Raw genomic sequence first — 23,751 nt, 5'->3', positions numbered from 1 at the left:
CCGGATGTGCCATCCGGACAGGGCAACCGGGTGAGCCCGGGAGGTTTGGCGAACCCGCTTGCGGCCACACGGAGGGGGAGGTGGCCATGTCGAACACGAAAAACACCGAAGAGTCACAGGATTCACAGGAATCCCAGGACTCACAGGACTCACAGAAGTCCCGGAAGCGGACCGACGACAACAGAAGCACCAAACGGCCCAGCCCCATGGAGGTGCTGCGCCAGGCGCGCGGGCAGCTCGCGGAGCTCACCGGTATGGAGGCCGAGTCCGTGTCGTCCTTCGAGCAGACGGAGGAGGGCTGGGCGCTCGAGGTGGAGGTCCTCGAACTCGAGCGGGTCCCCGACACGATGAGCCTGATGGCGAGTTACCAGGTCGAGCTCGACCCGGACGGGCAGCTCACCGGGTACCGGCGGGTCCGCCGCTACGAGCGGGGCCGTTCCGACGCGCGCAGGTCCGGCGGCCGCTAGGCCGCGCGACCGGACACTCGCCCACAGACAAGGAGGAACAACCGGAATGACAGTCGTACCGGCACAGCAGTCCGGCGGTGGGGGCGGCAGCAGCGGCCTCTACGACGTGCTTGAGCTCGTCCTGGACAGGGGGCTCGTCATCGACGCATTCGTGCGCGTGTCCCTGGTCGGCATCGAGATCCTCAAGATCGACGTGCGGGTCGTCGTCGCCAGCGTCGACACCTATCTCCGCTTCGCCGAGGCGTGCAACCGTCTCGACCTGGAGGCAGGGCCCCGCAAGAGCCCGGGCCTGCCCGAGATAGTCGGCGAGGTCACCGAGTCCGGTGCCCGCGGCAAGTCCAAGGGCGCCCTCTCCGGCGCCGCCGAGACCATCTCCGACGCCTTCAAGCAGGCGCGTGACGACGGGTCCGAGGAAGAGACCCGGTCCCGTCCGCGAGCCCGCAAGAGCACCGCGGCCCGCCGTAAGGAGGAGCAGGAGTGAGCACCTACGTCTACGGCATCACGGCGGCGACGCACCCGTCACTGCCGGAGGGCATGGGCGGGGTCGGCGACCCCTCGCGTCCCGTGCGCATCCTGCGGCAGGGCGAACTGGCGGCCGTCGTCAGCGACGCCCCCGACGGGCTCCGCCCCAAGCGCAGGGAACTGCTCGCCCACCAGAACGTGCTCAGCGAGATCGGCGCGGCCGGCTGTGTGCTGCCCATGCGGTTCGGCAGCGTCGCCCCGGACGACGACTCCGTCACCGGCGTCCTCGCCGAGCGCGCCGAGCACTACCAGGAGCGGCTGCGCGCGCTGGACGACCGGGTCGAGTACAACATCAAGGCCAATCACGTGGAGGAGGCCGTACTCCACCACGTGATGGCGGGGAACCCGGAGATCCGCTCCCTCGCGGAGGCCAACCGCCAGTCCGGCGGCGGCAGTTACGAGGACAAGATCCGTCTCGGCGAGATGGTCGCCGAGGCGGTCAAGGACCGGGAGTCCGAGGACGGCACCGCGCTGGAGCAGGCGCTGGAAGGAGCCGCCGACGCCGTGAGCGTGGGCCCCGAGTCCACGGGCTGGCTCGCCAACGTCTCCTACCTGGTGAAGCGGGAGTCGGCGGAGGACTTCCTGGCCGCGGTGGAGCAGGTCCGCAAGGACATGCCCCACGTCGAGATCCGTCTGAACGGACCGCTCCCCCCGTACAGCTTCGTCGAGCCCGGACCGTCCGAGCCGGCGGGCACCGCGGCCGGCGGAGCGCACACCGAAACGGGGTGACGTCATGGGCCTGATCTCGGAGGTGCTGCTGCTGCCGTTCGCCCCGGTGCGCGGCAGCGCCTGGGCCGTCCGGCAGGCGTTGCAGGAAGCGGAGCGTATCTACTACGACCCCGCGACCATCCGCGCCGAGCTGGCCCGACTGGAAGAACTGCTGGAAGCCGGAGAGATCACCGAGGAGGAGTTCGACCGGCAGGAGGACGAACTCCTCGACCGGTTGGAGACCGCGACGCGCACAGGCGCGGGTAGCGGGGATGGGACGGCACGATGAATCGAACGGGAATGGGCCTCGCGATCGGGGCCGGATACCTCCTCGGACGCACCAAGAAGCTCAAGATGGCGCTCGCCGTCGGCGGGCTGGTGGCGGGCAAGAAGCTGAACCTCAGCCCCAAGATGGTCGCCGAGCTGGTGTCCCAGCAGCTGCGCGACAATCCGCAGTTCAAGGAGCTGGGCGATCAGCTGCGGGGTGACCTGCGCGGTGTCGGCAAGGCGGCCTCCGGCGCGCTGGTCGAGCGGCAGCTCGGCTCGCTCGCCGACCGGCTGCACGGCCGGACCGCCTCCGTGCGCGACCAGCTCGACGGCGGCGGCCCGCAGGACCGTGCGGAGGACGACGAGGACGTCGACGACGAGCCGGAGGAGCAGGACCGCGGGCAGCCTCGCGACGAAGACCGCGACGAAGACCGCGACGAAGACCGCGACGAGGACCGGCCCTCCGCGAAGAAGGCCGCCGCCAAGAAGGCGCCGGCGAAGAAGGCCGTACCGGCGAAGAAGGCCGCGGCCAAGCGGACGGCACCGGCGAAGAAGACGGCCGCGAAGAAGAGCGCGGCCGGCTCCCGGGGCGCCCGCCCCCGCACGTCGAAGGGAGGCGGTGAACGATGACCGAGACCCTCGGAAAGGCCGGCTCCGCCGCACGTGACAACGTGAACGGCGCGTCGAAGAACCCCCTGGCCGACGTCGCCCACAGCGAGGCGGCGGACCGGCTCAAGGCGGAACTGCAGGACTACCTCGCCGCCCAGGCCACCCGCATGCTGAGCGGGCTCGGCAGCAAGCTCGGCGAGACCACGAACAAACTGAACGACATCGCGGAGGGCAACAGCCCGGGCTTCGCCAAGCTGGCCGCCGACGGCGGCCGCAAGCTGGCCGAGGGCAAGGGCCCGCTGCGCAGCGCCGTCGAGCTCGGCGCCTCACGGGTCAAGGACAACGTGATGGACAAGGTGAAGGGCCTGGGCGGAGGCGGGAAGAGCAAGCGCAAGCGCTCCTCCGGCAACAAGCCCACCGTCATCATCGAGCACATCGACGTCGGGGTGCCGCTGCGCACGGCGTACGACCAGTGGACCCAGTACCAGGATTTCAGCACCTTCGCCAAGGGCGTCAAGAGCGCCAACAAGAGCGACGACACCACCTCGGACTGGCAGGCGAAGATCTGGTGGTCGAACCGCAGCTGGAAGGCGACCACCACCGAGCAGGTCCCCGACGACCGCATCGCCTGGTCCTCGGAGGGCGCCAAGGGCACCACCAAGGGCGTGGTCTCCTTCCACCGCATCGCCGACAGCCTCACCCGGGTCCTGCTGGTCATCGAGTACTACCCGTCGGGCTTCTTCGAGAAGACCGGAAACATCTGGCGCGCCCAGGGCCGCCGCGCCCGGCTCGACCTGAAGAACTTCGCCCGTTTCATCACCATCAAGGGCGAGGCCGAGGACAGCTGGCGGGGTGAGATCCGCGACGGCGAGGTCGTCCGCAGCCACGAGGACGCGCTGGCCGAGGAGGAGGAGAAGACGGCGGAGTCCCAGGACGGCGACGCCGAGGAGCCGGAGGAGGACGGCGAACCGGCCGACGAGGACTCCGAGGGCGCCGAGGATTCGTACGACGACGAGGACGAGGACGGCGCAGGACCCGACGACGGGTACGAGGAGTCCGAGGAGGAGTCCGAGGAGTCCGCGGAGGAGCCCGCCGGCGACGGGTCCGAGGACGACGAGTACCCGGACGAGGAGTACGAGGACGAGGACGAGGAGGACGAGGCAGCGGCGGAGGGCGGCGAGCCGGAGTCCGAGTACGAGGATGAGTACGAGGACGCCGACGAGGCCCCGGCCGAGGGTGACGAGCCGGAGTCCGCGGACGAGGACGAGCGCGAAGAGAGCCGGAGCCGGCGATGACCACCCCCAGTCGGCTCCCCGACCCGTACGGCCAGGGCAGCGGTGCCAATCTCGCCGACATCCTGGAGAGGGTGCTGGACAAGGGCATCGTGATCGCGGGTGACATCCGCATCAACCTGCTCGACATCGAGCTGCTCACGATCAAGCTGCGCCTGGTCGTCGCCTCCGTCGACAAGGCGAAGGAGATGGGGATCGACTGGTGGGAGTCCGACCCGGCGCTGTCCTCGCGGGCCCGCCGCGACGAACTGGCGAGGGAGAACGCCGAGCTGCGTGAGCGGCTGGCCCGGCTGGAGGAACTGGAACTGGAGCCCCGTCGCGCACAGGAGGAGAGCACGTGACCGGACTGCGGTACGTCTACGCGGTCTGCCGCCCCTTCGGCACACCGCTGCAGGCGCAGCTGACGGGGGTCGGCGGCGATCCGCCCCGGCTGCTGCCGCACGGCGACCTGGTGGCGGTGGTCAGCCACGTGCCCGAGGGGGACTTCGCGGAGGAGCCGCTGCGCGCGCACCTGGAGGACCTCGACTGGCTGACCGCGGTGGCTCGCGCCCACCAGGGCGTGATCGACGCGCTCACCACCGTCACGACCCCGCTGCCGCTGCGGCTCGGCACCGTGTTCCGCGACGACAGCGGCGTACGGACGATGCTCGAGGCCCGGGGCGAGGACTTCCGGGCCACCCTGGAGCGGCTGGAGGGCCGGGTCGAGTGGGGCGTGAAGGTGTTCCTCGAGGCGGAGCGGGAGCCGCAGGCGCCCGCTCCGCCCGGGCCGAAGCCCGCCACCGGGCGGGACTACCTCCGGCAGCGGCGTCAGCAGACGAAATCGCGGGACGACGCGTGGCAGCGGGCCGAGGTCTTCGCGACCGATCTTCACCGGGCCCTGTCCGACAGCGCCGAGGACTCCCGGCTGCACGCTCCGCAGAATCCCGCTCTCTCCGGGGCCTCCGGGCGCAATGTGCTCAATGCCGCTTACCTCGTGCCGCGGGCGAAATCCGAGGAATTCGTGGAACGGGTGGACCGGACGAAGGACGGAATTCCCGGAATACGCGTCGAACTCACCGGCCCCTGGGCGGCCTATTCGTTCGCCGGTGAGGAATCGGCCGGGAAGGAGGACGCGTGACCGTCGTCGAGCGCCGCGAGATAGCCCTGGTGGACCTGCTCGACCGGCTGCTGGCCGGCGGGGTCGTCATCACAGGCGACATCACCCTGCGCATCGCGGACGTCGACCTGGTCCGTATCGACCTCAACGCGCTCATCAGCTCGGTGAACGCGCAGGTCCCGTCGCCCTTCGAGGAGTCGCCGTGACGGCCGGCCCCGACCACCGCGGCGAACCCCACGGCAGCCGGCGCAAGCGGCTCGACCTGGAGCCGGACACGGTCGAACGGGACCTGATCAAACTGGTGCTCACCGTCGTCGAGCTGCTGCGCCAGCTGATGGAGCGCCAGGCGCTGCGCCGCTTCGACGAGGGCGATCTGACCGAGGAGCAGGAGGAGCGGGTCGGGCTCACCCTCATGCTCCTGGAGGACCGGATGGCGGAGCTGCGGAACCGCTACGGACTGCGGCCCGAGGACCTGAACCTGGACCTCGGTCCGCTCGGTCCGCTGCTTCCGAGGGACTGAGTCCCCGGCCGCCGGCTCGCCCCGAAACAGGAATTCCCCGGGACCGTGTCCCGGGGAATTCCTGTTTCGGAGTGCCCGGACAAAGCGGTTCAGGCTTCCTTGCGGCAGAGGACCTCTCCGTGCAGCACGCTGAACCAGCCGTCCTCCCGCGCGCCCCACGCCCGCCACGCCGCGGCCACCTCCCGCAGCTCCTCCCGGGTGGCGTGGCCCCCTTCGACGGCCCGCCCGGCGTACGCCGACGCCACCGTGCGGTCCGCCCACAGGCCGCTCCACCAGGCGCGCTCCGGCGCGGTCGAGAAGGTCCAGGTGCCGGAGCCCGCCGTGACGTCCGTGAACCCCGCGGCGAGTGCCCAGGACTTCAGCCGCCGCCCGGCGTCCGGCTCGCCCCCGTTGGCCCGCGCCACCCGCCGGTACAGCTCCAGCCAGTCGTCCATCCCCGGCGACGGGGGATACCAGGTCATCGCCGCGTAGTCCGAGTCCCGTACGGCGACCAGGCCGCCCGGCCCGGTCACCCGCCGCATCTCGCTGAGCGCCCGTACCGGGTCGCCCACGTGCTGCAGCACCTGGTGGGCGTGGACCACGCAGAAGGTGTCGTCCGGGAAGTCCAGCGCGTGCACGTCGCCCGCCGCGAAGTCGACGTTGGTCAGCCCTCGCTCGCCGGCCACCGCCCGGGCCTGCTCCAGGATTCCCGGCTCCCGGTCGAGACCGGTGACGTGCCCGTCGGGGACGAGTGCCGCCAGGTCGGCGGTGATGGTGCCGGGCCCGCACCCGATGTCCAGGACCCGCATGTGGGGCCGCAGGGCACCGAGGAGGTACGCCGCCGAGTTCTCGGCGGTCCGCCAGGTGTGCGACCGCAGCACCGACTCGTGGTGACCGTGCGTGTAGACGGCGGTCTCCCGTGCTTCCGGCATGCCGAACCCACCCCTTCCGCTCTCGTAGGAGGGCCACGGTACGCGCGGCGGTCGTATGATGAGACCCGCGTATCGCATCGTGGACGCGGTCGCGTCGAAACGCGTTTGCCACCCGCGTCGACGACCCCGCACAATCCCCACCATGGGCCATCTGGAAGCAGCACATCTGGAGTACTACCTCCCCGACGGGAGGGCCCTCCTGGGCGATGTGTCCTTCCGGGTCGGGGAAGGCGCGGTCATGGCCCTGGTGGGCCCCAACGGCGCGGGCAAGACGACCCTGCTGCGCCTCCTCGCCGGCGAACTCAAGCCGCACGCCGGATCGGTCACGGTCACCGGCGGCCTCGGCGTCATGCGCCAGTTCGTCGGCTCCGTACGGGACGAGACGACCGTGCGCGACCTGCTGGTGTCCGTGGCCACGCCCCGCATCCGGGAGGCGGCCCGCGCCGTCGACCGGGCCGAGCACGCCCTCCTCACCGTCGACGACGAGGCCGCCCAGCTCGCCTACGCGCAGGCACTCGCCGACTGGGCCGAGGCCCGCGGCTACGAGGCGGAGACCCTGTGGGACATGTGCACCACGGCCGCGCTCGGCGTCCCCTACGACAAGGCGCAGTGGCGCGAGGTGCGCACCCTCTCCGGAGGCGAGCAGAAGCGCCTCGTCCTGGAGGCTCTGCTGCGCGGCACCGACCAGGTGCTGCTGCTCGACGAGCCCGACAACTACCTCGACGTGCCCGGCAAGCGCTGGCTGGAGCAACGGCTGGAGGAGACCCGCAAGACCGTCCTGTTCGTCTCCCACGACCGCGAGCTCCTCTCCCGCGCCGCCCAGCGCATCGTCTCCCTCGAACCGGGCCCCGCCGGCGCCGACGCCTGGGTGCACGGCGGCGGTTTCGCCACCTACCACGACGCCCGCCGTGAACGCTTCGCCCGCTTCGAGGAGCTGCGCCGGCGCTGGGACGAGAAGCACGCCCAGCTCAAGAAGCTCGTACTGAACCTGCGCCAGGCCGCGGCGAACAGCCCCGACATGGCCTCCCGCTACCAGGCCGCCCAGACCAGGCTGCGCAAGTTCGAGGAGGCGGGCCCGCCGCCGGAGCCGCCGCGCGAGCAGAACATCACCATGCGTCTGAAGGGCGGCCGTACCGGAGTCCGCGCGCTCACCTGCGAGCGACTGGAACTCACCGGTCTGATGAAGCCGTTCGACCTGGAGGTGTTCTACGGGGAGCGGGTCGCCGTGCTCGGTTCCAACGGCTCCGGCAAATCGCACTTCCTGCGACTGCTCGCCGGGGACGACGTGGCCCACACCGGCGGCTGGCGCCTGGGCGCCCGCGTCGTCCCCGGCCACTTCGCGCAGACGCACGCCCACCCGGAACTGCGGGGCCGTACGCTCCTGGACATCCTGTGGAAGGAACACGCCCAGGACCGGGGCGCCGCCATGTCGCGGCTGCGCCGCTACGAGCTGACCGGCCAGGCCGAGCAGACCTTCGAACGGCTCTCCGGCGGCCAGCAGGCCCGTTTCCAGATCCTGCTGCTGGAACTCCAGGGGGTCACCGCCCTGCTGCTCGACGAGCCGACGGACAACCTCGACCTGGAGTCCGCGGAGGCGCTGCAGGAGGGCCTGGAGGCGTTCGAGGGCACGGTCCTCGCGGTCACCCACGACCGCTGGTTCGCCCGCTCCTTCGACCGCTACCTGGTCTTCGGCGCCGACGGACACGTCCGGGAGACCCCCCACCCGGTCTGGGACGAACGCCGCGTCGAACGAGCCCGCTGAGCCCCCGTCCCCAGGGGCGCGGGGAACTGCGCAAAGGGGGTCTGGGGGCGAAGCCCCCAGGGACGGGACGGGAAGGGGCTGCGGGGGCGCGAACAGTACGGTCGCCCTCCTACCAGCGCAGCAACGCCCCCAGCCCACCCACCGGCGCATCCTCCCGCGGCCCCGCCGCATCCACCGCCAGCGCCGGAGCCCCCGTCGCGACCACCGACCGGATCAGCGCGTCGTCCGCCCGCGCCGCCCACGAGTTCTGCTCGCCCAGCACCTTCAGGTCCGTCCGCCGCACCGCCAGCTGGTCCGGGTCCTCCCCGATCCACACCTCCCGGTGCGCGTCCGGCCCGTCGGACCGGATCAGCAGCTCGCCGATCCGGTGCTCCCGCGCCGCCTCGACCAGCGCGGGCACGCCCTCCACGGCACCCGCGCGGCCCTCGTCGTCCGAGCCCCGGGCGGCGAGGAACCGCTCCAGCTCCCCGGCGGCGCGCGCGTGGACGTGCTCCGCGCGGATCCGCTCGACGTCGCCGTCGAGCAGCCTGCTGCCCGCACCGTGCGGCGCCTCGGCCACCAGGGCGTGCAGTCGCTGCGGCAGCCGCTCGTGCACGGCTCGCCGCTCACGGTCGTCGCCGACGAGGATCAGCAGGTCCGCACCGGTCTCCTCCTGGCAGACGGCGAGCGCGTCGGCGATCTCCGCGGCGTTGTGCTCCCAGGTGTTCTCCACCCGCAGCTGGAAGTGCCGCTCCGACCAGTCGACGGAAGCGGTCCGGTGCAGCGGCCACTGGCGACCGGTGACACCGCCCGCGTCGTCCCGGCCCAGGGCGCTGCGCAGTTCGAAGTCCGCGCCCCTGCGGTCCACGTAGGCGATCACGCACACGGGGTCCTCGCCGGCCAGGTCCAGCAGCGGCGCCACCCGCGGCAGCGGCGCCCACTCGGCCCAGTCGCGCTGCGGGGACCGGGCCAGCGGCGGGTCGAGCACCACCTCGCCGTCCCGGGCGAACAGGGCGCGGCCGTGCGGTTCGGCGGAGTGCCGCAGTTCCTCGATCGCGTGGCGCACCGCCTGACAGGTCGCCTCGTCGGCGCCCCGCTCGGCGAGCTCCCGTGCCATCGCCTGCGCGGTCAGCTGCCGCTCGCGGGGTGTGTTCTCCGTGTGCTGCGACGTGTCGACGTACACGGAGGCCCAAGGGCCGGGACGTTCGTAGAGTGGATGCAGGAATGCGAGTTCCATGAGCTCCCTCCCGGTAGCCGTTCGGGTTGTGCCTGTGCCGCGGGCGGGTACCCGGAGCCCGTGAACGCACACGACGAGCGGGGCACCACGATGACCGGAGTCGAGCCGAACCGCCTGGACGACCAGCAGCTCATGAAGGAGCTGGAGACCATCCACCGCACGCGCCACGACACGCTGCTGTACGGCTCCAACGGCGCACTGCGCGCCCACAACGAGCGGATGGCGCAACTGGAGGGCGAGTACCTGCGCCGCAATCCGCGCCGACCGGTGGCCTCGGGCCGCACCCGTGAGGGAGCCCGCGAACGGAACGCCGCGGACACCACGACGCCCGCCGCCCCGGGCACCTGACCGCCACCGCCACCACCGCGGCGACCGGCCGTCCCCGAGACGTGCCACCGGGGCCCGCGCGAGCGCGGGCCCCGGTGCGGTGCGCACGGCGGGCGTCAGGCCATCAGGCCGCTTCCGCCCCGAACACCTCCAGGTACGTCTCGCAGAACGCCTTCAGATCGTCCGGCTTGCGGCTGGTGACCAGCTTGTTCGGACCGTGGTCGCAGACCTTCACCTGCTCGTCGACCCAGGTCCCGCCGGCGTTGCCGATGTCCGTCCGCAGGCTCGGCCAGCTCGTCAGCTCCCGGCCCCGTACGACGTCGGCCTCCACGAGGGTCCAGGGGGCGTGGCAGATCGCGGCGACCGGGCGGCCCTGGTCGAAGAAGTCCCGCACGAACGAGACGGCCTTCCCGTCCATGCGGAGCACGTCCGGGTTGGCCACCCCGCCCGGCAGGACGAGGCCGCCGAAGGAGTCCGCCGACGTCTCACCGACGACCTCCTGCACGGGGAAGGTGTCCGCCTTGTCGAGGTGGTTGAACGCCTGGACCTTCCCCTTCTGCGTCGACACGAGCACGGCTTCGTGACCGGCGTCCACGGCGGCCTGCCACGGCTCGGTCAACTCCACCTGCTCGACGCCCTCGGGTGCGGTCAGGAATGCGATGCGCATGATGGTTCCTACGTCCCTTCGTCAGTCTTCGGCGGCTGTCGTACGCCGCTCTCGTCCGGGCCGCCCGGCTGGTGCGGGCCGCCGCCGGCCCCGGCAGCCGGAGCCCGGGTCAGGCGGTCTCCGTCTCCCGGCTCCGGGTCAGCGCCTCCGCCAGCTCCTGGACGCTGCCGTAGCGGTCCTGGCGCGGCAGCCGCTCCAGCGCCTCGACGAGCGTGTCGGGCGCGTGCCGCCGGTCCAGCGCGCGCATCAGCTCGCGCGGGCCCGCGGGGAACGCCCCACGGCTGAGGATCCTGGCCAGTTCCAGCCGCACCGACTCCAGTGCCGTCGGGCCGCGGCCGGGTGTCACCGGGCCGTACGCGACCGCGGGGTCGTCGTCGGCGAACGGCTCCGGGTCGTGCCACTCCTCGGTCCGGGTGGGATGCCCGGACCTGAGCAGACCCTGCAGTTCGTGCTTCATCTCGTCGTCACGGTGGACGCTGAGCCGGTCACTGCCTCGCTGCATGTCTCCCTCCAGATCCTTCGGGGGTGCGCACCGCGTACCCGGGCAGCGGAGGCCGACACAGGGATCGGACGGTGGATCGGCACGGCCCGGGTTTGCCTCCTGGGGAGCGGGAGACCCGGCAGGACACGCCCCCCACGAGCCTCCTGGAAAGGCCCGGCCATGGCGGTGCTCGCCCTGCTCATCCCTTCCTTCATGCTCGGCGTGGTCCTGATGCTGGGCCGCTACGAAGACCTCCTGCTGCCGCCCGTGCAGCCACCCGAGGAACCCGCGGAACCCGGACTCGGACGTTTGGGGCCCTGAAGCGGGGGCACGCGCACGGGAAGTGCTTCGGACAGGAGGCACCCCGTGGAAGCGGCACCTCGCCGCCCCCGGGCGTACCTGTCCTCTGTCCTCGGTCGGTAGGCCCACCACGGTGACATCCCGAGCACTTCCGAGGGAGTTGCACCGCAGATGCCGACCCGAGCAACCGCGAAGCACCACCCGCACGACGACGCCCCCGACACCGCGGCCGCCTTCCGCAGGCTCGCCGGACTCCCCGGCGGGGCGGAGCGCGACGCCCTCCGTGACGAGATCGTCGAGGCGTGGCTGCCCATGGCCGACCGCCTCGCCGGACGGTTCCGCAGCCGCGGCGAGAACTACGACGATCTGCGCCAGGTCGCCGCGCTGGGCCTGGTCAAGGCCGTCGACCGCTACGACCCCGCCCTCGGCAACGCCTTCGAGAGCTACGCCGTGCCGACCATCACCGGCGAGATCAAGCGGCACTTCCGCGACCACATGTGGACGCTGCACGTACCGCGCCGGGTCCAGGACCTGCGCAACCGGGTCCGCAGCGCTTCCCACGACCTCTCCCAGACGTCCGGACGCACCCCGACCGTGCCGCAGATCGCCGAGTACGCCGGGCTCACCGAGGAGGAGGTGCGCGCCGGGCAGGAGGCCCTGGAGAGCTTCAGCGCGCTCTCCCTGGACGCCGTGCTGCCCGGCAGCGACGACGGCTACTCGCTGGGCGACGCCCTCGGCGCGCCCGACCCGGCGCTCGACACCGTGGTCGACCGCGAGGCCGTCAAGGGCCGGCTGGCCGCGCTCCCGGAGCGGGAGCGGGCCATCCTCTACATGCGGTTCTTCGACGACATGACCCAGAGCGGCATCGCCGAGGAGCTGGGCATCTCGCAGATGCACGTCTCCCGGCTGATCAGCCGGAGCTGCGGCCGAGTACGGGAGCAGGTCATGAGCGACGCCGCCGGGGGCTGACGCGACCTTCACCCGCCCGGGTGTGCGGGTCCCGCCAATGGCGGGCGGCGGCGCGCGGCGCGGCGGCGGGCGGGCTGTGATGGCTGTGGGGCGAGACGACCGCCGTGGCCCCGCCCGCCGCTCGAAGGAGCCCGCACCATGCGCCGCACCGCCCGCGCCCTGTCCCTCGCCGCCGTCGCCGGCACCGTCCTCGGCGCGCTCGCACCGGTCGCGGTCGCGGGCACGGTCCCGGGCAGCGGAGCGTCATGGGCGACGGCCTCGCCCTCCCCGTCCCCCTCGCCCTGCCCGAAGCCCGGAGGCGGCCACGAGTGGGAGGAGCACGCACCCGGGAGCGCCGAGCCGGACGCGGACGGGCCGCAGGTGCTGGAGGACGGACCGGAAGCGCTGGAACCGGAAAGCCCCGGGGAACCCGGCGAAGAGACCCTCGAAGAACCGGAGACGCTCCCCCCGGACGGCACCGCACCGGACGCCGGCCTTGAGGGCGCCGCCACGGACGCGCTCCTCCCGGACGCCGGCCCCGAGGGCGCCGGCATCCCCGCCCCGCCCGGCACCGACACGGCCGCCGGACCGCAGGCCACGGATCACCGGGCCGCAGCCGTGAGGCCCGCCGCGCCGGAAACCGCCGGGCCCGTGCCGGTGGCATCCCGGCCCCCCGTCTCGAAGCCGGCCCGGCCCGAGCCGGTGCGGCCCGGCCCCACCCCCTCCCGAAGCACCCACTGCGCCCCCGCACCCTCCCGGCACCCCACACCCCCCGCGCACCACGGGGTCGACGCCGGCGGAGGCGGCGCCTTCACCGACTCGGTGCCCGCCCTCGCCGCCGGCGGCCTGCTCATCGCGGGGGCGTTCGGCGCCGCCGCCCACCGCGTGTACCGGGACCGGACCTCCCGCCCGGACGCCTGACGTCCCTCGCCCGTCCCCGGCCGCCGCCGCGGCGCACCACGCGCCACGGGCCGGCACTCATGGCACACGGCACGCGGGGTACTGGCTCGCCGAGGGCGGCACGAGCGGGCGCCGGGGCACGGCGCCCGGACACCAGGGACTGCGCGGAGGTAGGCATGCGGCTCACGCACCCCGAAGGCCACGGACCCGTCCGCTTCGGACCGCCGGACCCCGAGGACGGGCTCCCCGTCCTGCCCGAGCTGTCCGCCGTACTGGCCGCCGCGGCCTCCCGCGCCGGTGCCGAGCCGGTCGGCGGCGGCCCCGCGCTGCTGGACGCCGCCTGCGGCTACGGCGACCGGCGCGGACTGCCCGCCGCCCCCGACCGGGTGGCGGTCGCCCCCGGCGCTCCCGCCCTGCTGGTGGCCCTGACCGCCGCCATCGGCGGCGACGTGCTGGTGCCCAGACCCTGCGCCGCCTGGTGGGCCCCCTACGCGCGGCTGCTGGGCAGACCCGCCTTCTCCGTGCCGACCCCCGCCGAGAGCGGCGGCGTCCCCGACCCGTACGCCCTGCTGGAGACCGTCCGCCGGCTGCGCGCCGAGGGCGGCGACCCGCGTCTGCTGGTGCTGTCCGTCGCCGACGACCCCACCGCCACCGTCGCTCCGCCCGAACTGCTGCACGAGACCGTCGAGGCCGCCGTCGCCGAAGGGCTCCACCTGGTCAGCGACGAGACCTGGCGCGACACCCTGCACGACCCGCACGGCACCGTGCTGCTCAGCCCCGCCGAGATGCTGCCCGACCGGGTCACCGTCGTCACCGACCTGGTCGGCGCCCTGCTGCCGCCCGGCTGGCCCGCCGCGGTGGCCCGCTTCCCGGCCGGTGAGGAGGGCAACGCGCTGCACGCGCGGGTGCTCGACGTGCTGACCGCGCTCGACGCGCGGGTCGCCACACCCATCGCCGCCGCGGCGGTCTACGCGCTGTCCGAGCCGGAACCGGTCACCACGCGCGTCGCCGCCTCCGTACGCCTGCACGCCCGCCTGGCCGCCGCCGCGCACCGTGCCGTCGTTGCCGCCGGCGCCGTGTCCCGGCCACCGTCCTGCGGCCGCCATGTGTACGTGGACCTCACACCGCTGGTGCCCTCGCTCAGCGCCCACGGGGTCGGGGACGCCCAGGAACTGGAGGACTTCCTCACCGCCCGGCTCGGTATGCCCGCCCCGGGCGGTCACCGTTTCGGCGACGACCTCGAGGCGCCCCGGGTACGGCTGTCCACCGCCCCCCTGCTGGGCGGCACCGCCGACCTGCGCGCGGAATGCCTGCGCTCCGCCGACCCCCTGGAACTGCCCCACGTGCGCGAGGCGTTGGACCATCTGGCAACGGTCTTCGACGGTCTCCGTGACGACGCCCGGCGAAGGGAGTCCCCTCGATGACGCAGTGGCCCGAGCCGACCGGGAGAACCACCACGACGGCGTCACCCGGCGCGGCGGCACCGGACCCCGGCCCCCCGTCCTCCGCGCGGCCGCACCCGCCCCTGGCCGAACCCCGCCCCCTCGCCGAGCACCGGGTGTGGCCGCGCGCCTTCCACGACCGGCTGACCGCCCCGCTGCCCGGCCTCAAGGCCCTCGCCCGCTTCGCCCGCGAGGGCGCCGTGCGCCCCACCCCCGAAGGTCTCGCCGACATCCCCCGGCTGCCGTACGAGCCCGGACCGCTGCCCCGCGTGGACGCCCGCACGGTCGCCGTCACCTGGGCGGGGCACGCCAGCTGGGTGCTGCGGATCGGCGGGCTCACCGTGCTCACCGACCCCGTCTGGTCCCGCCGCATCCTCGGCACCCCGGCCCGTGTCACCCCCGTCGGTGTCGCCTGGGAGGCGCTGCCCCGGGTGGACGCGGTCGTCATCAGTCACAACCACTACGACCACCTGGACGCCCCCACCCTGCGCCGGCTCCCGCGCGACACCCCGGTGTTCGTGCCGGCCGGGCTCGGCCGCTGGTTCCGCCGCCGCCGGTTCACCCGGACCACCGAGCTCGACTGGTGGGAGGCCGCCGAACTGGACGGTGTCCGCTTCGACTTCGTACCGGCCCACCACTGGTCCAAGCGCACCCTCAGCGACACCTGCCGCTCCCTGTGGGGCGGCTGGGTGCTCACCGACCGGGAGGGCCGGCGCGTCCACTTCGCCGGTGACACCGGCTACGGCCACTGGTTCTCCCGCATCGGCCGCCGCTACCCCGGCATCGACCTCACCCTGCTGCCCATCGGCGCCTACGACCCCCGATGGTGGCTGGCCGACGTCCACTGCGACCCGGAGGAAGCCGTCCGCGCCGCCCAGGACCTCGGCGCGCGCCGCATGGCCCCCATGCACTGGGGGACGTTCGTCCTGTCCGCGGAACCTGTCCTGGAGCCCCTCCTGCGCGTCCGTGCCGCCTGGCAGCGCGCGGGACTGCCCCGCGAGGCGCTGTGGGACCTGCCGGTGGGCGCGTCCCGCGTCCTGGAGGAGTGAGCCGGGGCGGGGCCGTCAGCCCGTCGCCGGTCCGCGCAGCCGGTGCCACATGGCCGGGACCGCGCTGATCAGCAGAGTCAGCACGATCGCCGCGAGGACGCCCTGCCACGGCTCCCGGAACAGCGACCCGCCGAGGATGCCGATCAGCTGGTACGTCGCAGCCCAGGCCACACAGGCCGGCAGGTTGCCGTGCACGAAGCGGCGCATCGGCCACTTCGCGACGAGACAGGCCAGCATCACCGGCAGCCGCCCGGCCGGCATCAGCCGGGACAGCACCAGCACGGTCACCCCGTGGTCGGCGAGCTTGCGCTGCGCCTGCTGCAGACGGTCCTCCGGGGCCCGCCGGCGGATCGCCTCCAGCCAGCGCGAGCCGTGATCCGACTGCATCCCGCGCCGGCCCAGCCAGTACAGCGCCATGTCCCCGAGGAACGCGGCCAGCGACGCCGTGACGAGCAGCAGCGCCATCGAGAACGGCGCCATGCGGTGGAAGGCGACCACGGCCGCCGAACTCACCAGCGCGCCCGTCGGGATCACCGGCACCAGCGCGCCGGCCAGCACCAGCAGGAACAGCGTGGGATAGCCGATCGCCTGCTGGGTCGCCTCGGGGGTGATGACCGCGGGCGTGGCCGCCGACGGCAGGTACGCCGCGGGAAGGATCACCGTGCGACCTCCAGGCGCACGCTCTCCCCGTGCCCGAGCCGGTGCACGGCCACCCCGGGGGCGTGCCGGGCCGCCAGCCGCTCGAACTCGTGGCCCGGCGAGTGGAACTCGTGCGGGCGCACGGCGTCCATCCCGATCGGCCAGTACGTGCCGTAGTGCACCGGCACCGCGCTGGGCGCCCCCAACAGGGAGAGCGCCTCGGCGGCACGTCCCGCGTCCAGGTGCCCCTCACCCAGGTACGGCCCCCAGCCGCCCACCGGCAGCAGCGCCACGTCGACGGGTCCCACCTCCTTGGCCATCCCCTCGAACAGCCCGGTGTCCCCGGCGAAGTACGACCGCGCCTCCCCCTCCACGACGTAGCCGAGGGCGGGGGCGCGGTGCGGTCCGACCGGCAGCCGCCGCCCGTCGTGCCGCGCGGGCACCGCCCGTACGGCCAGCCGGCCGACCGTGGTCACCTCGCCCGGCGCCACCTCGCTCACCCTCAGGTGCGTGAGCCGGCGCAGCCCCGGCACCGCGCGTCGTGCGCCCCTGGGCACGAGCAGGCGCGTGCCCGGGGCGAGCAGGGCCAGGGACGGCAGGTGCAGGTGGTCGGCGTGCAGATGGGAGATGAGGGCCACGTCCGCGAGCCGCGCCTCGGCGGGCGGCACCGCGCCCCGCCGGCGCCGCAGGTGCGCCAGCCGGCGTGCGAACAGGGGGTCGGTGAGCACCCGGGTGTGCGAGTCCTCGACCGTGCAGGTGGCGTGACCCCACCACGTGACCTCCACCGGCACTTCCACGCCCCCTTCGTGCAACTCCCCGAAGCCTACGTGCAGGAGTAGGGTCGGCGGCGAAAACCGGAGGTGAGGGGGGCTCCATGGGACCGGTGAGGGTGACGGCGATCGCGAGTCTGACCGCGCTGGAGGAACTGGACACCGATCCGTTCCTGGTGGACTCCCGCAGCCAGCACGCCATGTGCGCCCGCTGGGCGGCCGAGCGGGGCCACGTCGTGGCCCGGGAACTGCTCGTGCGGGGGCTGCGCCCCGACCACTGCCTGCTGTGGGAGGGGGTGCGGCCCGGCGCCGACCTGTTCGTGGCGCCCAGCCTGCGGGTACTGGAACGGGCGCTGTCCTCGGTCGCGGAGTTCACCGCCGAGTGCGCGCGGCGGGGGGTGCGCGTGGAGACCGTGGACGGTGCGGAGCCGTCGTACGACGCGGCGATGAAGGCGCGGGTGCACCGCAGGCTGTCGATGCCGACCGCCGGCTACGACGGCCGGTGAGCCGCCGGCGGCCCGCGACCGGGGACGAAACGCCTGCTCCGGTCGTTGTGACAGGGTGATACGGCCGGACCGGCCGGGACGTGAGGTGTGCGGGGCGTGGGTGGCGGGCGTTGGCGACGGATCGCCAGTCAGATCGGGCGGAGTGTGACCGTGTGGGTGGTCTCCACGCTCACCATGCTGCTGCTCGCCGGGATCCTGCCGGACTTCCGGCTGCGCTCGGCCGACGGCGGCAGCGCCACCGACATCGCGGTCACGGCCGCCCTCGGCGCCGGCGCCTTCGGTCTGCTGTCCGCCCTGGTCTGGCCGCTGCTGGTGCGCCTGCTACTGCTGGTGCCGGCGCTGGTCCTCGGCCTGCTGGTGTTCTTCCTCAACGGCGCCCTGCTCTGGCTGGCCCTGTACGTCAACCCGGTCGAAGGGGGTTCGGCCGCCCCGGAGACGGCGGTCGTGGTCGCCGCGGTCATGTCCGCCGTCGCCTCGGCCACGGGCGCCGGCCTCGCCGTGCGCGACGACGACGCCTACCGCCGCCGCCTCTACCGCCTCGCCCACCGAAGACGGCGCTCGGTTCCGCCCTGCCCGGCCACTCCCGGCACGGTGTTCCTGCAACTCGACGGCGTCGGCCACGACGTGCTCCTCGACGCCGTCGACAAGGGCCTGATGCCGACCGTCGCCCGCTGGCTCGGCACCGGCACCGGCGACCACCCCTCGCACCGCCTCACCCGCTGGCGCACCGACTGGTCCAGCCAGACCGGCGCCAGCCAGCTCGGCATCCTCCACGGCAGCAACCACGACGTCCCGGCCTTCCGCTGGTACGAGAAGGCCCGCCGCGAGGTCATGGTCTGCAACCGGCCCACCAGCGCCGCCGAACTCCAGGCCCGCGCCATCGAGTACTCCGGCCACGCCGGACTCCTCGCCGACGACGGCGCCAGCCGCGGCAACCTCTTCGGCGGCGGCGCCGACGAACAGGCCCTGGTGCTGTCCATAGCCACCCGCCGCCGCGGGCCGGACGCCCGCTCCCGCGCGGGCTACTTCGCGTACTTCTCCGACCCCGCCAACGCGGTGCGCACCGCGCTGTCCTTCGTCGCCGAGGTGGGCCGGGAGATCGGCCAGTCCACCCGCGCCCGGCTGCGCAAGCAGCGCCCGCGCGTCGCGCGCGGCGGCCTCTACCCGTTCGTGCGGGCCTTCGCGACCGTCGTCGAACGGGACGTCGTGGTCGCCGCCGTCACGGGCGACCTGCTGGCGGGCCGCACCGCCGTCTACGCCGACCTGGTGGCCTACGACGAGGTCGCCCACCACTCCGGGCCGGTGAGCCGGGACACCGAGAAGGTCCTCCGGCGTCTCGACCGCTCCCTCGCCCTGATCGAGAACGTCGCCGAGCACGCGCCCCGCCCCTACCGCATCGTGGTCCTCTCCGACCACGGGCAGAGTCCGGGGGAGACCTTCCGCCACCGCTACGGCCTCACCCTGGGCGACCTGGTGCGGGCCGGCTGCGGACTGCCCGTGCCGCGCCGCGCGCGGCGCACCCACAGCGGCGCCGAGGCCCGGGCGGCGGTCCGGGCCGCGCTGCGCCGGCCCGTCGAGGAGGGCGCCGAGCACTACCGTCCCTCCCGCGGCTCGGAACCGATCGTGCTCGCCTCCGGCAACCTGGGCCTGGTCTCCTTCCCGGACGTGCCGCACCGGATGACCAAGGAGGAGATCGACGCCCGTCACCCCGCGCTGCTGCCGACCCTCGCCAACCACCCCGGCATCGGCTTCCTCCTCGTCCGCAGCGAACACCACGGCGGGGTCGTGCTGGGCGCCTACGGCGCGGAGATCCCGCTGGACGAGCTGGACGACGACCCCGGGCCGCTGGCCGCCTTCGGACCCGGCGCCGCCGACGTGGTGCGCCGCACCCACACCTTCCCGCACACCGCCGACATCATGGTCAACTCCTTCCACGACCCCGCCGACGGGGAGGTCCTCGCCTTCGAGGAGCAGATCGGCTCCCACGGCGGCCTCGGCGGCGCCCAGTCCCGCCCCTTCCTGATGTCCCCGCTCGCGCTGTCCCCGCCCGTGCCCGACGGCACGGAACTCGCCGGGGCCGAGCAGATCCACCAGGTGCTGCGGCGCTGGCTGACGGAGTCGGAGGAGGCGGGATCACCCGCGGCCCCGGACGAGAGGCGCGTGGCCTGAGCGAACCGTTGATCCGCCGGCCCCGCCCGAGGACGATGGCGTGATGAACCAGGCCGCCGCGTACACGCTGCGAGAGCTCCGGACCCTGGCCCCGGCGGTGCGCGCGGACGTCCTGCGCGTCCTGGACCGCGTCGTCCTGGACCTTCCCGCCCACTGGAGCCGCCGCGAGGGGATACCCCAGCTCCTGGTGTTCCCCGACCGGCAGGGGAACGCCCGGACACGACGGACCGGCCTGCGGGACCTGGCCCGGCACGGGTTCCTCGACGAGTTCCACCGCTGGGCCGCCGGCGTTCCGGCGGAAACGGCGCGGGAGCACGGCTGCGCCGCCCTGGTGTACGGCGACCGCATCCACGCCAGGATCAACCGGATCGGCCCCTTCGGGTCGGCCCGCTTCCTCCCGGACACCCGCGCGCAGGTCCTGGTGGCGCACCGGGACCTGCGCAGGGGGCCCGCCTTCTCGTTCCCCTTCGACGTCGAGGGGCGGCTCTTCCCCCGGCTCGTCCTCCACGACTGGGTCCACGAGACCCTCGACCGTGCCGGCGGGCCTGACCGCCCGAAAACGCGTTGCCCCGCCGCCGCCCGGCACAGTTCACTGGCCCCGGCGCCAGTCGTGATCCGCATGCTCCGGCCCGGCCGCCCGCGCTCCGCACCCCCCTTCCGTCCTCCGCCGAGCCCTCAGGAGACCTTGCGTGCAGGCAGCCGTCACCGTCACCCCCGCCCGTGTCCCGGAACTGCTGCTCGGTCTCGCGACCGTGCGGCCGGTGTTCCTCTGGGGCGCGCCCGGCATCGGGAAGTCCTCCCTGGTCAGGGACTTCGCCGAAAGCCTGGGGCTGGAGTGCGTGAGCCTGCTGGGCACCCAGCTCGCCCCGGAGGACCTGATCGGCGTGCCGCAGATCCGCGACGGCCGCTCGGTGTTCTGCCCGCCGGGGGCCATCGCCCGCGACGAGCCCTACTGCCTCTTCCTGGATGAGCTGAACGCGGCCACCCCGGACGTGCAGAAGGCGTTCTACTCGCTCATCCTGGACCGCCGGATCGGCGACTACGAGCTGCCCAGGGGCTCCATCGTCATCGGCGCCGGCAACCGCGCCACCGACAACGCGCTGGCCCGCCCCATCGCCTCCGCGCTCGTCAACCGCCTCACCCACGTCCACCTCGAGGTGTCCCCCCGGGACTGGCTCGTCTGGGCGGGGAACAACGGCATCCACCCGTGGATCACCGACCACCTCACCGACCGCCCCGACCACCTGTGGTCCAAGCCCCCGAAGACCGAGGAGCCCTTCTCCACGCCCCGCTCCTGGCACATGCTCTCCGACGCGCTGCACTCCTTCGGCCGCGACCTCGACGAGGACACCCTGAAGGTCCTGGCCCACGGCACGCTCACCCCCGCGCACGCCACCGCCTTCTGCGGCTACGTCAAGATCGTCCGCAGCCGCTTCGGGATCGACGCCGTGATCAAGGGCGAGGCCCGCTGGCCGCACCGGATCGAGGACCGCGACCTGCTCTACTACCTCGCCGACTCGTTCCGCGGACGCCTCGTCAAGGAGCTTCCGGCGAGCAAGGAACACATGTCGGCGAACGGCCGGCAGACCGCGTACCGCGCCAAGTCGCTGCTGGTGCAGCTCGCCGAGATCTCCGTCGAGGTCGCCCAGACCGTCATCGCCTCCGACCCCGACGGCAACCCGGTCCTGCCGGCCTGGTTCCTCGTCGAGGCGGCCCGTGACATGCCGCGCCTCGTGGAGGCGCGCCGGTGAGCGGCGCCCGAGCGAAGGGGCCGAAGAAGCGGGACCTCGCGCAGGAGGCGTTCGACACGGGACTGGGGCTGGTGCGGGCCAACCCCGCGCTGAACGCCGTCGAGTTCGACGTCTGCCGCCGGGAGAACTGCCGGCTGGCACCCCGTGACGGACTGGTCCGCGTGGACTCCGAGGCCGTCCTGCACGCCCACCCGGACCGCAGGGCGGATCCGCAGGAGTGGGCGTGGGCCCTCGCCCACGCCGTCCTCCACCTCGGCTTCGGCCACGTCCCGGCGGCCAAGGGCACCCGCGAACAGCCCGACCGCAGCGAGCTCGCCGCCCGCTGCGTCGTCGTCAACCGCTTCCTGCTCGGCTTCCCCGTCGGCAGGACCCCCGACCACCTGCCCGCCGCCTACCCCGACGGCGACGAGGAACGGCTCGCCGCCCACTGGCGCCGCGACGGCGTCCCGGCCGTGTACGAGCGCTGCGGCACGGCCGGCGGCGAGGCGGACCTGTTCCTCCAGGAGTGGTACGGCTGCTACGGGCAGCCGCCGGACCACCAGCTGGCGTTCGCCACCGCCCTCACCCGCACCGTGTCCGCCGCGATGGACATGGCGGCCGGCCGCCGCGACAGCCTCGACGGCACGCCGGCCCCACGACGCCCCTGGGAGCGGGCGCTCGGCTGGTTCGTGTCCTCCTACCCGCTGCTCGGCGGCATCGCCTCCGGCATCACCCTCGTCGCCGACGCCGAACTGGCCCGCGCCCACTCCATTTCCGTGGCGGCCGTCGACGCCGCGGCCGGTGAGATCTACATCAACCCGCTGCGGCACTTCGACGAGGAGGAGTGGCGGTTCGTCCTCGCCCACGAGATGCTGCACGCGGCCCTGCGCCACGGGGACCGCTGCGGCGGACGCGACCCGTTCCTCTTCAACGTCGCCTGCGACTTCGTCATCAACGGCTGGCTGGAGGAGATGCGGGTCGGCACCATGCCCGAGGGCCTGCTGTACGACAAGGACCTCGCCGGGCTGTCCGCCGAGGAGGTCTACGACCGCATCGCCGCCGGCCTGCGCCGGGTCCGGCGCTTCTCCACCCCGCGCGGCAAAGGGGCCGGTGACATCCTCGGCGCACCTCTCGGCCCTCCCCGTGACCACGTCGACCTCGACGGCTTCTACCGTCGCGGTCTCGCCCAGGGCCTGGACCTGCACGACCGGCAGGAGCGCGGCTTCCTGCCCGCCGGCCTCGTCCAGGAGATCCGGGCGCTCAGCCATCCGCCGGTGCCCTGGGACGCCCGGCTCGCCCGCTGGTTCGACGAGTTCGTGCCGAGCCCCGCACCGCTGCGGTCGTACGCGCGTCCCTCCCGCCGTCAGGCGTCCACCCCGGACATCCCCCGCGCGGGACGGTACTTCCCGCCCGAGGAGATCGCCCGCTGCACCTTCGGCGTCGTCCTGGACACCTCCGGCTCCATGGACCGCGTCCTGCTCGGCAAGGCGCTCGGCGCCATCGCCTCCTACGCCGGGGCCCGCGACGTACCGGCCGCCCGCGTGGTGTTCTGCGACGCGGCACCGCACGACGCCGGATACGTACCGGTCACCGAGATCGCCGGGAGGGTGCGGGTGCGCGGCCGGGGCGGCACCGTGCTCCAGCCCGGCGTCGACTTCCTCCAGCGTGCCGGCGACTTCCCCGCCACCGCGCCGATCCTGGTCATCACCGACGGCTGGTGCGACGACGTCCTGCGGGTCCGGCGCGAACACGCGTACCTGATCCCGCAGGGGGCACGGCTGCCGTTCACCGCCAGAGGGCCCGTCTTCCGGGTGAGTTGAGCCGTGATGTGATCGGATGGGGGAGGGCGCCCGGTGATCCGGGCACCCGGACCGAGCACCGCCGGACACACGTCCGGACCTTTTCGAAAGGATGCGTCATGGCAACCACGCGCTCCGCACACACCGTGTGGGAAGGCAGTCTCTTCAAGGGCAGCGGGGTCGTCGCCTTCGACTCCTCCGGCGCCATCGCCGAGCAGCCGGTCACCTGGGCGTCGCGTGCCGAGGACGCGAACGGGAAGACCAGCCCGGAGGAGCTGATCGCCGCCGCGCACTCCAGCTGCTTCTCGATGGCCCTGTCCAACGGACTCGACAAGGCCGGCACCCCGCCGACCAGGCTGACCACCTCCGCCGACGTCACCTTCGTGCCCGGTCAGGGCATCACCGGCATCCACCTCACCGTCGAGGGCACCGTCCCCGGCCTGGACGAGGCCGGATTCGTCGCCGCGGCCGAGGACGCCAAGGTGAACTGCCCGGTCAGCCAGGCACTGAAGGGCACCGAGATCACCCTGACGGCGAAGCTCGCCTGACCCGCCCGCCCAGGACGGGCGACCGCGGGCCGCCCGTCCTGGACGGCCCGCGGCACGTCCCCTCCGCTCCGGGGCAGTCCGCGGCCCGTCACCCTCCGGGAGCCGA

At 73.6% G+C, this 23,751-nt stretch carries 28 protein-coding genes; 22 read left to right on the top strand and 6 right to left on the bottom strand.

Annotated elements, in window-relative coordinates; all coding sequences use genetic code 11:
* Window positions 1–86: 86 nt before the first annotated feature.
* The 10 genes from ACZ6A9_RS26250 to ACZ6A9_RS26205 are packed head-to-tail and all read left to right on the top strand — an operon-like array spanning window position 87 to window position 5,481.
* On the top strand, window positions 87–467 hold the full coding sequence (locus tag ACZ6A9_RS26250; protein WP_468989795.1) for a gas vesicle protein GvpO: 381 nt from the start codon (window positions 87–89) through the stop codon (window positions 465–467).
* A 46-nt stretch (window positions 468–513) separates the two neighbouring features.
* Entirely contained in the window at window positions 514–948 is a 435-nt protein-coding gene (locus tag ACZ6A9_RS26245; RefSeq protein WP_190098562.1) for a gas vesicle structural protein GvpA, read from the top strand.
* Window positions 945–1,718: a GvpL/GvpF family gas vesicle protein gene (locus tag ACZ6A9_RS26240; protein WP_468989790.1), complete on the top strand. Its 774-nt coding sequence runs from the start codon at window positions 945–947 to the stop codon at window positions 1,716–1,718. The genes ACZ6A9_RS26245 and ACZ6A9_RS26240 overlap by 4 nt, the downstream gene beginning before the upstream one ends.
* 4 nt (window positions 1,719–1,722) lie before the next feature.
* Complete coding sequence (locus ACZ6A9_RS26235) at window positions 1,723–1,986, top strand: gas vesicle protein GvpG (RefSeq protein WP_468989788.1); 264 nt, start codon at window positions 1,723–1,725, stop codon at window positions 1,984–1,986.
* Window positions 1,983–2,594, top strand: coding sequence for a DNA primase (locus tag ACZ6A9_RS26230; RefSeq protein ID WP_468989786.1), 612 nt, complete (start codon window positions 1,983–1,985; stop codon window positions 2,592–2,594). Before ACZ6A9_RS26235 ends, ACZ6A9_RS26230 begins: the two co-directional genes overlap by 4 nt.
* Window positions 2,591–3,868: an SRPBCC family protein gene (locus ACZ6A9_RS26225; RefSeq protein WP_468989784.1), complete on the top strand. Its 1,278-nt coding sequence runs from the start codon at window positions 2,591–2,593 to the stop codon at window positions 3,866–3,868. The genes ACZ6A9_RS26230 and ACZ6A9_RS26225 overlap by 4 nt, the downstream gene beginning before the upstream one ends.
* The gene (locus tag ACZ6A9_RS26220; RefSeq protein WP_468989780.1) at window positions 3,865–4,206 is read left to right on the top strand and encodes a gas vesicle protein; all 342 of its coding nucleotides are present in this window, start codon (window positions 3,865–3,867) and stop codon (window positions 4,204–4,206) included. Before ACZ6A9_RS26225 ends, ACZ6A9_RS26220 begins: the two co-directional genes overlap by 4 nt.
* Window positions 4,203–4,982: a GvpL/GvpF family gas vesicle protein gene (locus tag ACZ6A9_RS26215; protein WP_468989777.1), complete on the top strand. Its 780-nt coding sequence runs from the start codon at window positions 4,203–4,205 to the stop codon at window positions 4,980–4,982. Before ACZ6A9_RS26220 ends, ACZ6A9_RS26215 begins: the two co-directional genes overlap by 4 nt.
* A complete protein-coding gene (locus ACZ6A9_RS26210) occupies window positions 4,979–5,167 on the top strand; it encodes a gas vesicle protein (protein WP_125502909.1) in 189 nt (62 codons plus the stop codon). Before ACZ6A9_RS26215 ends, ACZ6A9_RS26210 begins: the two co-directional genes overlap by 4 nt.
* Complete coding sequence (locus ACZ6A9_RS26205) at window positions 5,164–5,481, top strand: gas vesicle protein K (RefSeq protein WP_468989774.1); 318 nt, start codon at window positions 5,164–5,166, stop codon at window positions 5,479–5,481. The genes ACZ6A9_RS26210 and ACZ6A9_RS26205 overlap by 4 nt, the downstream gene beginning before the upstream one ends.
* An 89-nt stretch (window positions 5,482–5,570) precedes the next feature.
* Here the strand turns inward: ACZ6A9_RS26205 and ACZ6A9_RS26200 are convergent, their stop codons facing one another.
* Window positions 5,571–6,392, bottom strand: coding sequence for a methyltransferase domain-containing protein (locus ACZ6A9_RS26200; protein WP_468989772.1), 822 nt, complete (start codon window positions 6,390–6,392; stop codon window positions 5,571–5,573).
* A gap of 142 nt (window positions 6,393–6,534) precedes the next feature.
* On the opposite strand from ACZ6A9_RS26200, the gene ACZ6A9_RS26195 reads away from it, so the two are divergent.
* Complete coding sequence (locus ACZ6A9_RS26195; protein ID WP_468989769.1) at window positions 6,535–8,154, top strand: ABC-F family ATP-binding cassette domain-containing protein; 1,620 nt, start codon at window positions 6,535–6,537, stop codon at window positions 8,152–8,154.
* 109 nt (window positions 8,155–8,263) lie between these two features.
* On the opposite strand, the gene ACZ6A9_RS26190 is transcribed toward ACZ6A9_RS26195, so the two are convergent.
* Window positions 8,264–9,370, bottom strand: coding sequence for a baeRF2 domain-containing protein (locus ACZ6A9_RS26190; RefSeq protein ID WP_468989767.1), 1,107 nt, complete (start codon window positions 9,368–9,370; stop codon window positions 8,264–8,266).
* 60 nt (window positions 9,371–9,430) lie between these two features.
* Between ACZ6A9_RS26190 and ACZ6A9_RS26185 the strand changes: the two genes are divergently transcribed.
* Window positions 9,431–9,718 carry a DUF6158 family protein gene (locus ACZ6A9_RS26185; RefSeq protein WP_468989765.1) on the top strand — a complete coding sequence of 96 codons (288 nt, stop codon included), beginning with the start codon at window positions 9,431–9,433 and terminating at the stop codon, window positions 9,716–9,718.
* Window positions 9,719–9,821: 103 nt separating this feature from the next.
* On the opposite strand, the gene ACZ6A9_RS26180 is transcribed toward ACZ6A9_RS26185, so the two are convergent.
* Together ACZ6A9_RS26180 and ACZ6A9_RS26175 are read right to left on the bottom strand one after the other, a co-directional pair.
* Window positions 9,822–10,364 carry a type 1 glutamine amidotransferase domain-containing protein gene (locus ACZ6A9_RS26180; protein WP_468989763.1) on the bottom strand — a complete coding sequence of 181 codons (543 nt, stop codon included), beginning with the start codon at window positions 10,362–10,364 and terminating at the stop codon, window positions 9,822–9,824.
* Window positions 10,365–10,473: 109 nt separating this feature from the next.
* On the bottom strand, window positions 10,474–10,866 hold the full coding sequence (locus ACZ6A9_RS26175) for a DUF2795 domain-containing protein (protein ID WP_468989760.1): 393 nt from the start codon (window positions 10,864–10,866) through the stop codon (window positions 10,474–10,476).
* Between the two features lie 159 nt (window positions 10,867–11,025).
* Between ACZ6A9_RS26175 and ACZ6A9_RS26170 the strand changes: the two genes are divergently transcribed.
* From ACZ6A9_RS26170 to ACZ6A9_RS26150, 5 genes are all read left to right on the top strand, one after another.
* Window positions 11,026–11,166 (top strand): hypothetical protein, encoded by a 141-nt coding sequence (locus ACZ6A9_RS26170; RefSeq protein ID WP_468989758.1) that lies wholly within the window; start codon window positions 11,026–11,028, stop codon window positions 11,164–11,166.
* 150 nt (window positions 11,167–11,316) lie between these two features.
* The gene (locus ACZ6A9_RS26165; RefSeq protein ID WP_468989756.1) at window positions 11,317–12,114 is read left to right on the top strand and encodes an RNA polymerase sigma factor SigF; all 798 of its coding nucleotides are present in this window, start codon (window positions 11,317–11,319) and stop codon (window positions 12,112–12,114) included.
* Between the two features lie 138 nt (window positions 12,115–12,252).
* Window positions 12,253–13,014, top strand: coding sequence for a hypothetical protein (locus tag ACZ6A9_RS26160; protein ID WP_468989753.1), 762 nt, complete (start codon window positions 12,253–12,255; stop codon window positions 13,012–13,014).
* A 155-nt stretch (window positions 13,015–13,169) separates the two neighbouring features.
* On the top strand, window positions 13,170–14,417 hold the full coding sequence (locus ACZ6A9_RS26155; RefSeq protein WP_468989751.1) for an aminotransferase class I/II-fold pyridoxal phosphate-dependent enzyme: 1,248 nt from the start codon (window positions 13,170–13,172) through the stop codon (window positions 14,415–14,417).
* On the top strand, window positions 14,414–15,484 hold the full coding sequence (locus ACZ6A9_RS26150) for an MBL fold metallo-hydrolase (RefSeq protein ID WP_468989750.1): 1,071 nt from the start codon (window positions 14,414–14,416) through the stop codon (window positions 15,482–15,484). Before ACZ6A9_RS26155 ends, ACZ6A9_RS26150 begins: the two co-directional genes overlap by 4 nt.
* A 15-nt stretch (window positions 15,485–15,499) precedes the next feature.
* On the opposite strand, the gene ACZ6A9_RS26145 is transcribed toward ACZ6A9_RS26150, so the two are convergent.
* Window positions 15,500–16,144 carry a DedA family protein gene (locus ACZ6A9_RS26145; protein ID WP_468989749.1) on the bottom strand — a complete coding sequence of 215 codons (645 nt, stop codon included), beginning with the start codon at window positions 16,142–16,144 and terminating at the stop codon, window positions 15,500–15,502.
* Window positions 16,141–16,914, bottom strand: a complete 774-nt coding sequence (locus tag ACZ6A9_RS26140; RefSeq protein WP_468989987.1) for an MBL fold metallo-hydrolase — start codon at window positions 16,912–16,914, stop codon at window positions 16,141–16,143. Before ACZ6A9_RS26140 ends, ACZ6A9_RS26145 begins: the two co-directional genes overlap by 4 nt.
* Before the next feature lie 83 nt (window positions 16,915–16,997).
* Between ACZ6A9_RS26140 and ACZ6A9_RS26135 the strand changes: the two genes are divergently transcribed.
* From ACZ6A9_RS26135 to ACZ6A9_RS26115, 5 genes are all read left to right on the top strand, one after another.
* A complete protein-coding gene (locus ACZ6A9_RS26135) occupies window positions 16,998–17,399 on the top strand; it encodes a hypothetical protein (RefSeq protein ID WP_468989746.1) in 402 nt (133 codons plus the stop codon).
* An 87-nt stretch (window positions 17,400–17,486) separates the two neighbouring features.
* The gene (locus ACZ6A9_RS26130) at window positions 17,487–19,568 is read left to right on the top strand and encodes a phage holin family protein (RefSeq protein WP_468989744.1); all 2,082 of its coding nucleotides are present in this window, start codon (window positions 17,487–17,489) and stop codon (window positions 19,566–19,568) included.
* A gap of 689 nt (window positions 19,569–20,257) precedes the next feature.
* The gene (locus ACZ6A9_RS26125; RefSeq protein WP_468989741.1) at window positions 20,258–21,319 is read left to right on the top strand and encodes an ATP-binding protein; all 1,062 of its coding nucleotides are present in this window, start codon (window positions 20,258–20,260) and stop codon (window positions 21,317–21,319) included.
* Window positions 21,316–23,118: a vWA domain-containing protein gene (locus tag ACZ6A9_RS26120; RefSeq protein WP_468989738.1), complete on the top strand. Its 1,803-nt coding sequence runs from the start codon at window positions 21,316–21,318 to the stop codon at window positions 23,116–23,118. The genes ACZ6A9_RS26125 and ACZ6A9_RS26120 overlap by 4 nt, the downstream gene beginning before the upstream one ends.
* A 98-nt stretch (window positions 23,119–23,216) precedes the next feature.
* On the top strand, window positions 23,217–23,645 hold the full coding sequence (locus ACZ6A9_RS26115; protein WP_468989737.1) for an OsmC family protein: 429 nt from the start codon (window positions 23,217–23,219) through the stop codon (window positions 23,643–23,645).
* The last annotated feature ends 106 nt before the right edge of the window (window positions 23,646–23,751 follow it).

This window comes from Streptomyces sp. NPDC041124, from assembly GCF_055592385.1.
The sequence above is the reverse complement of the archived record's forward strand: the minus strand, read 5'-3'. Positions and strand labels throughout refer to the sequence as shown.